The sequence below is a fragment of the Pseudonocardia sp. SID8383 genome (assembly GCF_009864975.1).
Lineage (GTDB): Bacteria > Actinomycetota > Actinomycetes > Mycobacteriales > Pseudonocardiaceae > Pseudonocardia > Pseudonocardia alni.
This window is the reverse complement of the sequence record NZ_WWFY01000381.1, coordinates 1-12,175: the sequence shown is the minus strand read 5'-3', so window position 1 is coordinate 12,175 and position 12,175 is coordinate 1. Positions and strand designations below refer to the sequence as shown.

General features: G+C 73.8%; 12 protein-coding genes. 6 read left to right on the top strand and 6 right to left on the bottom strand.

All coding sequences use genetic code 11. The features are described from left to right. The coding region (locus tag GTW08_RS09385) for a prolyl oligopeptidase family serine peptidase (RefSeq protein ID WP_161151776.1) at positions 1-1,707 on the top strand (1,707 nt) is incomplete at its 5' end. Further along, positions 1,704-2,444: an AAA family ATPase gene (locus GTW08_RS09380; RefSeq protein WP_337825761.1), complete on the top strand. Its 741-nt coding sequence runs from the start codon at positions 1,704-1,706 to the stop codon at positions 2,442-2,444. The genes GTW08_RS09385 and GTW08_RS09380, both read left to right, overlap by 4 nt. Before the next feature lie 54 nt (positions 2,445-2,498). On the opposite strand, the gene GTW08_RS09375 is transcribed toward GTW08_RS09380, so the two are convergent. The 4 genes from GTW08_RS09375 to GTW08_RS09360 all read right to left on the bottom strand — a co-directional run bounded on the left by GTW08_RS09375 (position 2,499) and on the right by GTW08_RS09360 (position 5,759). Then, positions 2,499-3,392, bottom strand: a complete 894-nt coding sequence (locus GTW08_RS09375; protein ID WP_073577422.1) for an amino acid ABC transporter permease — start codon at positions 3,390-3,392, stop codon at positions 2,499-2,501. Continuing rightward, positions 3,389-4,036, bottom strand: a complete 648-nt coding sequence (locus tag GTW08_RS09370) for an amino acid ABC transporter permease (RefSeq protein WP_062396684.1) — start codon at positions 4,034-4,036, stop codon at positions 3,389-3,391. Before GTW08_RS09370 ends, GTW08_RS09375 begins: the two co-directional genes overlap by 4 nt. 74 nt (positions 4,037-4,110) lie before the next feature. Continuing rightward, complete coding sequence (locus GTW08_RS09365; protein ID WP_161151775.1) at positions 4,111-5,001, bottom strand: glutamate ABC transporter substrate-binding protein; 891 nt, start codon at positions 4,999-5,001, stop codon at positions 4,111-4,113. A 29-nt stretch (positions 5,002-5,030) separates the two neighbouring features. Next, on the bottom strand, positions 5,031-5,759 hold the full coding sequence (locus GTW08_RS09360; protein ID WP_062396680.1) for an amino acid ABC transporter ATP-binding protein: 729 nt from the start codon (positions 5,757-5,759) through the stop codon (positions 5,031-5,033). 134 nt (positions 5,760-5,893) lie between these two features. On the opposite strand from GTW08_RS09360, the gene GTW08_RS09355 reads away from it, so the two are divergent. Both GTW08_RS09355 and GTW08_RS09350 read left to right on the top strand, forming a co-directional pair. Continuing rightward, a complete protein-coding gene (locus GTW08_RS09355; protein ID WP_062396678.1) occupies positions 5,894-6,577 on the top strand; it encodes a response regulator transcription factor in 684 nt (227 codons plus the stop codon). A gap of 3 nt (positions 6,578-6,580) precedes the next feature. After that, a complete protein-coding gene (locus GTW08_RS09350; protein ID WP_161151774.1) occupies positions 6,581-7,999 on the top strand; it encodes an ATP-binding protein in 1,419 nt (472 codons plus the stop codon). Here the strand turns inward: GTW08_RS09350 and GTW08_RS09345 are convergent. Next, positions 7,993-8,958 (bottom strand): TAXI family TRAP transporter solute-binding subunit, encoded by a 966-nt coding sequence (locus tag GTW08_RS09345; protein ID WP_161151773.1) that lies wholly within the window; start codon positions 8,956-8,958, stop codon positions 7,993-7,995. The genes GTW08_RS09350 and GTW08_RS09345 overlap by 7 nt on opposite strands. A 63-nt stretch (positions 8,959-9,021) precedes the next feature. Here GTW08_RS09345 and miaB point away from each other — a divergent pair, with 63 nt between their 5' ends. Further along, a complete protein-coding gene (gene miaB / locus GTW08_RS09340; protein WP_161151772.1) occupies positions 9,022-10,518 on the top strand; it encodes a tRNA (N6-isopentenyl adenosine(37)-C2)-methylthiotransferase MiaB in 1,497 nt (498 codons plus the stop codon). Then, positions 10,515-10,961: a V-type ATPase 116kDa subunit family protein gene (locus GTW08_RS09335; RefSeq protein WP_161151771.1), complete on the top strand. Its 447-nt coding sequence runs from the start codon at positions 10,515-10,517 to the stop codon at positions 10,959-10,961. The genes miaB and GTW08_RS09335 overlap by 4 nt, the downstream gene beginning before the upstream one ends. Positions 10,962-10,964: 3 nt before the next feature. Here the strand turns inward: GTW08_RS09335 and GTW08_RS09330 are convergent. Then, the coding region (locus GTW08_RS09330) for a DUF349 domain-containing protein (protein ID WP_161151770.1) at positions 10,965-12,175 on the bottom strand (1,211 nt) is incomplete at its 5' end.

Genomic DNA, 12,175 nt, shown 5'->3' with positions numbered 1-12,175 from the left:
GTCGAGTGGGCCGACCAGCGCCTGTACCGGCTCGACCGCGGCGCCGCCCCGGTCGCGCTCACCCCGGAGCCCGCGGTGCCCCGCGGCGACCGCCACGCCGACGGCGACGTCGCCCCCGACGGCACCTGGATGGTCGTGGTCCGCGAGCGCCACCACGCCGCGCACACCCCGGCCGCCGAGGTCGTCAACGAGATCGTGCGGCTCGACGCCCGCGCCCCGTCGGAGCCGGAGGTGCTGGTCGGCGGCCCGGACTTCGTCGCCGCGCCGCGGATCTCCCCGGACGGCGGCACGCTGGCCTGGCTGTCCTGGAACCACCCGTCGATGCCGTGGGACGACGTCGAGCTCACCGTCCGCGACCTGGCGTCCGGGGTGGACACCGTCGTCGCGGGCGGGCCGGGGGAGTCGGTCACCGAGCCGCAGTGGCAGTCCGACGGGTCGCTGACGTTCATCAGCGACCGGACCGGCTGGTGGAACCTCTACCGCTGGCTGCCCGGCCACGACATCGAGACCCTGGTGCGGATCGACGCCGAGATCGGTGTCCCCGGCTGGTCGCTCGGCGGCTCGCGCTACGCCGTCCTCGACGACGGCCGCGTCGTGTTCGCCCGCTCCTCGCGCGGCTTCGACGCGCTGGTCGTGCGTGAGCTCGACGGCCGGATCATCGAGCTGGACACCCCGTTCACCGCGATCGGCTCGGTGCGCGCCGACGGGCCCTACGCCGTGGTCTGCGTCGCCGGGTCGCCCACGGCCGAGCCGGGCGTGCACCGCGTCGTGCCCGCCCCGGACGGTGCGGGGGAGCCCGGCGCGGCCGGGGTGCAGACCCTGCGCGCCCCGCGCGACCTCGGCCTGCACCCGGAGACCGTGTCGGTTCCCGAGCCGATCACGTTCCTGTCCTCGGACGCCGCGGGCAGCCCGCGCACCGGCTACGCGCTGTTCTACCCGCCGCCGGCCGGTCACGACGCCCCCGAGGGCGAGCTGCCGCCGCTGCTCGTCGTCATCCACGGCGGGCCGACCGGCTCCGCGACCCCGGTCCTCTCGGTCGCCGTGCAGTACTGGACCAGCCGCGGGTTCGGCGTCGTCGACGTCGACTACGGCGGCTCCACCGGCTACGGCCGCGCCTACCGCGAGCAGCTGAAGGGTGCCTGGGGGGTCGTCGACGTCGCCGACTGCCTCGCCGCGGCCCGCACGCTCGCCGACACCGGCCGCGTCGACCCGGCCCGGATGGCGATCCGCGGCGGCTCGGCGGGCGGGTTCACCACCCTGGCCGCCCTCGCCCGTGACGACACCCCGTTCTCCGCCGGGGCCGACCACTTCGGCGTCGCCGACCTGGCCGCGCTCGCCCGCGACACCCACAAGTTCGAGTCTCGCTACCTCGACGGCCTGGTCGGGCCGTGGCCCGCGGCGGAGGCGGTGTACACCGAGCGCTCCCCGCTCACCCACGTGGAGCGCTTCCGCACCCCGCTGATCGTGCTCCAGGGCGACGAGGACGCGATCGTCCCGCCCAACCAGTCGGAGATGATCGTCGACGCGCTGCGCGGGCGCGGGGTGCCGGTCGCCTACCTGCTGTTCGCCGGGGAGCAGCACGGCTTCCGGCAGGCCGCGAACATCCGCCGGGCCCTCGACGCCGAGCTCGCGTTCTACTCCCGGGTGTTCGGGTTCGCGCTGCCCCCGGAGGAGGGCATCGAGCCGGTGGACATCGAGAACCTGTGAGCGCCGGGCACTTCGTCGCCCGTGTGACCCTCGACCCCGACGCGCCCGCCGACGGCTACCCGTTCGACCTCGGCGTCGTGCGGTGGCTGCGCGCGCACGGCGGCCTCGCGCTCTACCCGGGCGTCACGTTCCTGGTCGGGGAGAACGGGTCCGGTAAGTCCACCCTGCTGGAGGCGCTCGCCGTCGCGCTCGGGCTCAACGCGGAGGGCGGCTCGGCGTCGTTCCGGTTCGCGACCCGGGCCAGCGAGTCCGACCTCGGGACGCACCTGCGGACGGTGCGCCGGCCGGGGCGGGAACGGACCAGCTTCTTCCTGCGCGCGGAGTCCTACTACAACGTGGCGACCGAGGTCGAACGCCTCGACCGGGAGGGCGGCGGCCCGCCGCTGTCGCCGGCGTTCGGGGGCTCGCCGCACGAGCGCAGCCACGGCGAGTCGTTCGTTGCGCTGCTGAGGAACCGGTTCTCCCCGCGCGGGCTGTACCTGCTCGACGAGCCGGAGGCCGCCCTGTCGGTCACCGGGGCCCTGGCCGTGCTCGCCCGGATGACCGACCTGACCGAGCGGGGCAGCCAGTTCGTCGTCGCCACCCACTCGCCGGTGCTGCTCGCGCTGCCCGGGGCGACGATCCTGGAGATCGGCGACGACGGCGCGGTCCGCCGCGTCGGGTACGACGAGGCGCTCCCGGTCGTGCTGACGCGGGGGTTCCTCGCCGACCCGGACGCATTCCTGCGGCACCTGTAGACGACCTCGGCCCCGGGAGGACAGGACGTCCTCCCGGGGCCGTGTCCACGAATGTCAGGCCGCGCCGCCCCCGTACCCGGCGCCGGACGGCACCTGCGGCGCGGTCAGCTCCGGGTCGGCGGGCTTCGCCCCGCCGCTGCGCGGCCCCTGCGACAGCCGCCGCTCCACCAGCCGCGAGATCCCGGTCAGGATCAGGCACAGCCCGATGTAGATCACCGCGATGACCAGCGCGACCGGCAGGATCGGCGAGCCCAGCTGGTTCTGGCTGCCCAGGAAACGCGCCTGGTAGAGCAGCTCGGGGTAGAGGATGATGAAACCGAGCGCGGTGTCCTTCAGGACCACGACGAGCTGCGACAGGATCGTCGGCAGCATCGAGCGCAGCGCCTGCGGGAGCAGCACGTTCGTCATCACCGGGGTCTTGCGCATCCCGAGCGCGTAGGCGGCCTCGCGCTGACCGCGCGGCACCGCGTTGACACCGGCGCGGAACACCTCGGCGAGCACCGAGCCGTTGTAGAGCATCAGGCCGAGCACGACCGCCCAGAAGGCGTCGATCTCGATGCCGAGCCCGCGGGAGAGGCCGAAGTACAGGATGAAGATCAGCACCAGCAGCGGGACGGCGCGGAAGAACTCGACGACCGTCGTCGCCGGGACGCTGACCCAGCGGTGGTCCGAGAGCCGTCCCGCGGCGAAGAACGCACCGAAGGCCAGCGACAGCACCGCGGCCACCGCGAAGGCGCTGATCGTCGCCCAGAGCGCGCCGAGCAGCAGGTACTGGATGCGGACGTAGGTGATCCACTCCCACAGCCGCGGGGAGAACTGCCCGGCTTCGTAGAACCGCCAGACCACGAACCCGACCAGTGCCAGGACGACCAGCGTGCCGACCACGCCGAGGGTCCGGTTGCGCCGGATCGCGGCCGGTCCGGGCACGTCGTAGAGGACCGAGCTCATCGGGCGACACCCCACTTCGCGTCGAGCCGCCGCTGCAGCAGCGTCAGCGGGACCACCAGGACCACGAAGATCGCCGCGATCCAGAGCAGGCCGATCATGACGTTGTAGCCGCGCTCGGAGAGCACGCTGTAGACGCTGCCCAGCTGGAACACCGCGAACCCGGAGGCGATCGTGGTGTTCTTCAGCAGCGCGATCTGGATGTTCGTCATCGGTGGGACGACGGCCCGCACAGCCTGCGGGAGCACGATCTGCCCCAGTGTCTGGGTGAAGGTGAAACCGAGCGCCCGGGCCGCCTCGGCCTGGCCGACCGGCACGGTGTTGATGCCCGACCGGACGATCTCGCAGACGAACGCCGCGGTGTAGAGGGTCAGGCCGATGCAGGCCAGGGTGAAGAACGAGAACTCCACCAGCTCCAGGCGCGGGTAGGCGAAGGCGAAGAAGAACAGCACCAGGGTGAGCGGCGTGTTCCGCAGCAGCGTCACGTAGAGGCTGCCGAAGCTGCGCAGCACCGGCACCGGGCTGACCCGCAGACCGGCGATCAGGGTGCCGAGGATCAGCGAGCCGATCGCCGAGACGACGAACAGCCCGACGGTGCCGAGGATCGCGCGCCAGTACACGTCGGCGTTGTCCAGCAGGACGTTCACCGCGATGCCCTCCTTCCGTGCTCATGGACGCGGCCGGTCCCCGGGACCACCCGGGGACCGGCCGCGTCACGGAATCAGTAGCGGTCGATCGCCGGCGGCTGGGCCTGGGTGCCGGACTTGCCCAGGGTGCCGTCGTAGATCGTCTTCCAGGTGCCGTCGTCGATCGCGGCCTGCAGCAGGTCGTTGACCTTGGTGCGCAGCGCGGTGTCGTTCTTGGGCAGGCCGATGCCGTAGGGCTCGGAGGAGAACTTCTCGCCGACGACCTTCAGCTGCTCCGGGTTCTGCGAGGCGTAGCCGAGCAGGATCGCGTCGTCCGTGGTGACGGCGTCGACCTGGCTGTTGATCAGCTGGTCGACGCACTGGGTGTAGGTCTGGAACTCGACGATGTTCGACGCCTCGGTGAGGTTCTGGTCCCGGACCCGCTGGATCGGGGTCGAGCCGGTGACCGAGCAGACCTTCTTGCCCTGCAGCGTCTGCGGGCCGGTGATCGCGTTGTCGTCGGCGCGCACGAGCAGGCCCTGGCCCGCGGTGTAGTACGGCCCGGCGAACCCGACGCGCTGCTTGCGCTTGTCGTTGATCGTGTAGGTGCCGACGTAGTAGTCGACCTCGCCGCGCTCGATGACGTCCTCACGTGCCGCGGACGGGACGACCTTGTAGTCGATCTGGTCCGGGGAGAAGCCGAGACCGCCGGCGACCATCCTGGCGATGTCGATGTCGAAGCCGGTGAACTGGCCCGTGGTGGCGTCGCGGAAACCGAGGCCCGGCTGGTCGTCCTTGACGCCGACGATCACGCGGCCGCGCTGCTTCATCGCCGCGAACGTCGGCGAACCGGCGACCTCGACGTTCTGTGCGACGGTGGGCTCGTAGCCCGAGCCCTCGGCGCCCGGTGCGCCCTCCTGGCCGCAGCCGGCCAGGGCCAGGGTGGCGGCCAGGGCGGCCGCCACCAGGATGCGGGTTCTCTTCACGTTCGCTCCGCTCGTCGGGGTGGGGTGGGTCAGTGGGAGAGGATCTTGCCGAGGAAGTCCTTGGCCCGGTCGCTGCGCGGCGCGGTGAAGAAGTCGTCGGGCGTGGAGTCCTCGACGATCTCGCCGTCGCTCATGAACACGACGCGGTGCGCGGCCCGGCGGGCGAAGCCCATCTCGTGGGTCACGACGACCATCGTCATGCCCTCCTTGGCCAGCGAGGTCATGGTGTCGAGCACCTCGTTGACCATCTCCGGGTCCAGCGCCGAGGTCGGCTCGTCGAAGAGCATCACCTTCGGCTTCATCGCCAGCGCGCGGGCGATCGCCGCGCGCTGCTGCTGGCCGCCGGACAGCTGCGCCGGGTACTTGTCGCGCTGGTTCGCGATGCCGACGCGCTCCAGCAGCGCCAGCCCGGTCTTCTCGGCCTCGGCCTTGGAGGCGCCGCGGACCTTGAGCGGGGCCAGCGTGACGTTCTCCAGGATCGTCTTGTGCGCGAACAGGTTGAACGACTGGAAGACCATGCCGACGTCGGCGCGCAGGGCGGCCAGCGCCTTGCCCTCCGCAGCCAGCGCGGTGCCGTCGATCTCGATCGTGCCGGTGTCGATCGGCTCGAGACGGTTGATCGTGCGGCAGAGTGTGGACTTGCCGGAACCGGAGGGGCCGAGGACGACGACGACCTCACCACGGGCGACGTCGAGATCGATGTCGCGCAGCACGTGGAGGTCGCCGAAGTGCTTCTGCACCCCGGCCATCCGCACCATGGGAGTGCTGGACGCGGGCGGGCTGGTCATGCTGCCTCCGGACATGGCGAGAGCCTGGACGGAACGGACATGCGAGTCCACCACCTTGAGGAACCTTTAGGGTCTCGGCCACGTAACGGAAAGGGCGGGCAGCGGTGCACATCCTGCTGATCGAGGACGACGACCGGGTCGCCGCCGCGCTGCGCCCGGCGCTGCACCGGCACGGGATGACCACGACCCGCCTCGACCACGGCCGCGGCGCCGTCGACCACCTCGACGGCGTCGACGTCGTGCTGCTCGACCTGGGCCTCCCCGACGCCGACGGGCTCGACGTCTGCCGTGCGATCCGCGCCGTCTCCGAGGTCCCGGTGCTGATGGTGACCGCCCGCGGCGAGGTCACCGACCGCATCGCCGGTCTGCACACCGGCGCCGACGACTACCTGGTCAAGCCCTACGACATCGGCGAGCTCGTGGCCCGGGTGCACGCGGTGCAGCGCCGCCGCAAGGTCGGTGACGACGGCACGGTCGCCCCGGCCGGGTCGGCCCCGGTGACCGTCGGCGACGTCCGCGTCGACCCCGAACGGCACGAGGTCACCGTCGCCGGGGAGCAGGTGGTGCTCACCCGCAAGGAGTTCCAGGTGCTGTCGCTGCTCGCGCGCGCCGACGGCGCCGTCTGCACCCGCGCCCAGATCGTCGCCGAGGTGTGGGGGCGCGGCTGGGCGGGCGCGAACCGGACCCTCGACGTGCACGTGGCGACGCTGCGGACCAAGCTCGGCCGCCCCGAGCTGGTGCGCACCGTGCGCGGCGTCGGGTACCGCTTCGCCGCCACCGAGGACTGACCCGTGCGCAGCCGGCTGCTGCTGGTCGTGCTCGTGCTCGTCGGGCTGCTCGCCGCCGGGCTGGGCGTCCCGCTGGCGTGGACCGCCGCCCAGCGCGCCCAGGAGGAGGTCTTCACCGACCGGCTCACCGACACGATCTCCTTCGCCTCCACCGCGCAGCGCCCGCTCATCGAGGCCCCCGCGGGCAGCTCCGCGCTCACCACCTTCACCGACGAGATCACCCGCTACGACGACGTCTACGGCGTCGCGGTGCTCGTGGTCGACCGGACCGGTCGGACACTGACCGCGTCCCGCCCGGCCGACCGGCTGCCCGAGCTGGGGGACTACGCCACCGAGCGGACCGCGGTCGCGCTGGCCGGGCGCCGTTCGTCGACCTACCCGCTGCTGATGCCGTGGGACGCCCGGCCGCTGGTGCTGGCCGAGCCGGTGCTCGTCGACGGCGAGGTCGTCGGCGCGGTGGCGACGGTGTCACCGACCGACGCACTGCGGGCCGAGGCGGTGCGCACCTGGTCGCTGATCGCCGGGGCCGCGGTGTTCGCGCTGCTCGCCGGCACCCTGGTCGCGCTGCCGCTCACCGCCTGGGTGCTGCGCCCGGTCCGCCGGCTCGACGAGGCGATGGGCCGGGTCGGGACGGCCGTCGTCGCCGGGGGGCCGCCCGGTCCGCCGTCGCGGCGCAGCGGCCCGCCGGAGCTGCGCTCGCTGGCCGGGTCGTTCGACCGGATGACCGAGACGGTGCGCGAGGCGCTCGCCGCGCAGCGCGCGTTCGTCGCCGACGCCTCCCATCAGCTGCGGAACCCCCTCACGGCGCTGCGCCTGCGGCTGTCCAACCTCGACGGGCACGTCGACCCGGCCGCCGCCGACGACCACCTCGCGGCGATGGAGGAGGCCGAGCGGCTGTCCCGGGTGCTCGACGGGCTGCTGGCGCTGGCCCGCGCCGAGCGCGCGGTGGAGGATCCGGGTGACGCCGAGGACACCGACCTCGACCTCGTCATCGCCGAACGCGTGGACAACTGGCGGCCGCTGGCCGAGCACTCCGGGATCGAGCTGCGCCGCAGCGGCCCGCACGGTCTGCACGCCCTGATCGGCGAGCCCGCGCTGGAGTCGGTGCTCGACGCGCTGCTCGACAACGCGCTCAAGTACACCCCGGCCGGGCGACGGGTGCGGGTCGCGACGCTGCGCACCGCGGACCGGATCGGCGTCAGCGTCGTCGACGGCGGGCCCGGCCTGGCGCCGGAGGACCGGGCGCGGGCCACCGACCGGTTCTGGCGGGCGCCCGGTCAGACCAACGTCGAGGGCAGCGGGCTGGGTCTGGCCATCGCGGTGCGGGCCGCCGCCGCGGCCGGCGGGAGCCTGCAGCTGGGCGCCGCCCCGGGCGGCGGGCTGCGGGTCACACTGTGGCTGCGCCCGGGTGCGGCTCAGTAGCCCTTGGTGGCCCGGTAGAACGCGACGGCGCCGTCGTGCAGCGGGATCGGCTGGGTGCCGATCGCCGAGCGGGAGTCGACGGTCACCGCGGCCGGGCTGGCCTGGGCCAGCCGCGGCTGCTCGTCGAAGGCGGCGCGGATGAGCGCGCCGGCCAGGTCGGCGTCCATCCCCTCGGTGACCAGCAGCGCGTTGCGCACCGACAGGCACGACACCGGGCCGGGCAGGCCGTAGGTGTTCGCGGGGACCGTCGCCACCGAGTAGACGGGGTACCGGTCGCGCATCCGGTCGAGCACGCCGCCGAGCTCCAGCAGCCGGATCGGGACCTGCGCGGCCAGCTCCCGCACGCCGTCGGTGGGGACCCCGCCGGACCAGAAGAACGCGTCGAGAGTGCCCTCGCGCAGCGCCGCCGTCGCGTCCGTGAGGCCCAGCTCCGCGCGGGTGCCCAGACCCGCGAGGCCGATCCCGGCCACGTCGAGCAGCCGGACCGCGATCGGCTGGTATCCGCTGCCACCCGGGCCGATCGACACCCGCCGCCCCCGCAGGTCCGCGATGCTGCGCAGGCCGGAGTCGGCGCGCACGACGATGTGGGTGACGTCGTCGTAGAGCCGGGCCAGTGCGCGCGGCTCGGCCGGGCCGGTGGTGCGGGCGGCGACGTCGGCGGCCACGTCGACCTGGCTGATCGTCACCGCGGCCGTACCGGTGGTCAGCAGCTCCATGTTCTGCGCGCTGCCCGCGGTCCCCAGCACCTGCGGGGCCGCGGCGAGCCCGAGCCGTTCCCGCCAGATCTCCGACAGCGTGCGCGCGAGGTTGATGTACACCCCCGGCTGCACCCCGCCGGCGATCACCAGCGGGGCGGCGGGCCGCGGCCCGGTGCAGGCGGCCAGCCCTGCCCCCAGACCCAGCACCGCCCCCGCGCGCAGCACGGTGCGCCTCGTCAGCGGGGGCCCGGGCCGGTGCACCGGCCCATCATCCCCGACGGCCCCGTCCCGGCGTCGTCGCACCGGGCGCCTACCCTCGGGTGTGTGAGCCGCAGCTACACCGTGCGCACCTACGGGTGCCAGATGAACGTGCACGACTCGGAGCGGATGGCCGGTCTGCTGGAGGACGCCGGGTACGCCCGGGCCGAGGACCCCGACACCGCCGACGTCGTCGTGTTCAACACCTGCGCGGTGCGGGAGAACGCGGACAACAAGCTCTACGGCAACCTCGGGCACCTGCGCCCCCGCAAGGTCGCGAACCCGGACATGCAGATCGCCGTGGGCGGCTGCCTGGCCCAGAAGGACCGTGACACGATCACGCGGCGGGCCCCGTGGGTCGACGTCGTGTTCGGCACGCACAACGTGCACGCCCTGCCGACGCTGCTGGAGCGGGCCCGGCACAACGAACAGGCGCAGGTCGAGATCGCCGAGGCGCTCGAGGTGTTCCCTTCGACGCTGCCCGCGCGCCGCGACTCCGCCTACGCCGGCTGGGTGTCGATCTCGGTGGGCTGCAACAACACCTGCACGTTCTGCATCGTGCCGTCGCTGCGCGGCAAGGAGCGCGACCGGCGCCCCGGCGACGTGCTCGCCGAGGTGCAGACCCTCGCCGCCGACGGCGTGCTCGAGGTGACCCTGCTGGGGCAGAACGTGAACGCCTACGGCTCGGACATGGGTGATCGGCAGGCGTTCTCGAAGCTCCTGCGGGCCTGCGGCGAGGTCGAGGGGCTGGAGCGGGTGCGGTTCACCAGCCCGCACCCGCGCGACTTCACCTCCGACGTGATCGCCGCGATGGCGCAGACCCCGAACGTCTGCCCGCAGCTGCACATGCCGCTGCAGTCCGGCTCCGACGACGTCCTGCGCCGGATGCGCCGCAGCTACCGCTCGGAGCGGTTCCTGTCGATCCTGGCCGAGGTGCGGGAGTCGATCCCCCACGCGGCGATCACCACCGACATCATCGTCGGTTTCCCCGGCGAGACCGAGCGGGACTTCCAGGACACCCTCGACGTCGTCGAGCGGGCCCGGTTCGCCGCGGCGTTCACCTTCCAGTACTCGAAGCGCCCCGGGACGCCCGCCGCGGACCTGCCCGACCAGCTGCCCAAGGCCGTCGTGCAGGAGCGCTACGAGCGCCTCGTCGCGCTGCAGGAGCGGATCTCCTGGGAGGAGAACCGCAGGCAGGAGGGCACCGAGGTCGAGCTGCTGGTGTCCACCGGCGAGGGCCGCAAGGACGCGGCGACCGCCCGGCTCACCGGCCGCGCCCGCGACGGGCGGCTCGTGCACTTCGCGCCCGGGGATGCGACCGGCATCCGGCCGGGCGACATCGTCACCGTCCGGATCGACCGCGGTGCCCCGCACCACCTCGTCGCCGACGGCGGCGTGCTCACCCACCGCCGCACCCGCGCCGGCGACGCCGCCGAGGCCGGCGAGCGCCCGTCCGGGGCACCGACCACTCTGGGTCTGCCCGCGTTCGGGGCCCCGGCGCCCGAGCCGGCACCCGCCACGCCGTCCTGCGGCGTCCCCGCCACCACCGGAGGTGCCCGATGAGCGACGTGTCCCCGGAGACCCGCGCCGAGATCGACCGGGCCGGGCGCGGTGTCGCCCGCCGGATCGACCCGGGTACGCGCGCCATGCTGATCGCGGTGGCGATCGTCGCCGCCGTCGCCGCGCTGCTGCTGCCGTGGGTGGCGGGCACCCCGGGCTGGCAGGTGCTGGCCTTCGGCACCTCCGGGCCGCTGCCGACGCTGTTCTCGTTCACCATGACCGGGTTCGCCGTCGTGGTGTCCGCGGCCGCGCTGCTGACCCGGCTGTGGGCGCTCGCGTGGCTCGCGGCCTTCGGCTGCGGGATCTCCTCGGTGAACGGGCTGTGGGCGATCTGGTCGCAGCAGACCGGCGCCGGGGCCGGCCCCGGGTTCGGGATGGTCCTCGGCGTGATCGCGGTCGTGCTGCTGACCTTCGTGTGGGCGGGCGCCGCGCTGCAGCGCGACTGACCCCTACCGCTCGTCGACCGCCTGTTCGGCGGCGGTCAGCCACTCCCGCCACTGCGCCGCCTGCGCACGGGCCTGCTCGGCGCGCCTGCCGTCACCGGCCGCCTCGGCCTTCTCCGCCTGCGCCTCGAACTGCTCGACCCGCACCCGGAACTGCTCCACGCGGGCCTGGGCCTCGGGGTCGGTGCGGCGCCACTGCGCGTCCGCGGCGGCGGCGACCTTGTCCTCGATCCCGCGCAGCCGCCCCTCCAGGGTGCGGATCTCCTCGCGCGGGACCTTGCCGATGGCCTCCCAGCGCTCCTGGACCTCGCGCAGCCGGGCCCGTGCGCCGTCCGGGTCGGACAGGTCGATCGTCTCGGCCTCGGCGAGCAGGGCCCGCTTCGCCTCGGCGTTCTCGGCGAACTCGGTGTCGCGGGCGGAGAAGTACTCCCCGCGGCGGGCGAAGAAGCGGTCCTGCGCGCCGCGGAAGCGGGCCCACAGCGCGTCGTCGGCCTCGCGGTGGGCGCGGCCCGCGGCCTTCCACTCGGTCATCAGGTCGCGATAGGCGGCCGCGGTCGCGTTCCACTCGTCGGAGTCGGCCAGGGCCTCGGCCCGGTCGACGAGCTCCTCCTTGCGGGCCTTCGCGGTGACCCGCTGGCGGTCGAGGTCGGCGAAGTGCGAGCCGCGCCGCCGGTTGAACGCCTCCCGGGCCTTCGAGAAGCGCTTCCACAGCTGCTCGTCGGTCTTCTTGTCGACGCCGCGGACGCTGCGCCACTCGTCGAGGATCGCCTTGAACCGGTCCCCGGCCTGCTTCCACTGGGTGGAGTCCGCGGCCATCTTCTCGGCCTCGACGGCGAGCGCCTCCTTGCGGGCGACGGCGTCGTGCCGGGCGCGCTCGCGCTCCTCCTTCGCCGCGCTGACGCCCTGCTCGGCCCGGCCGACCAGCTCGTCGAGCCGTTCGCGCAGGGCGGGCACGTCCCCGACCACGTGCGCCTCGCCGAGGCCCTCGCGCAGCGCGGTGAGCGCGGTCAGCGACGCCTTCGCGTCCCCGCCGCCGGCGATCCGCGCGGCGAGCACCTCGGTCTCGGTGACCAGCGCGTCGAACCGCTTCGCGTAGTGCTCCAGGCCCTCCGCGGGCGGTCCGGCCTGGTAGGAGCCGACGACCCGCTCGCCGTCGGCGGTGACCAGGGTGATGGTCCCGTCGTCGTCGGCGCGGCCCCAGCGGCCCGGGTCACCGG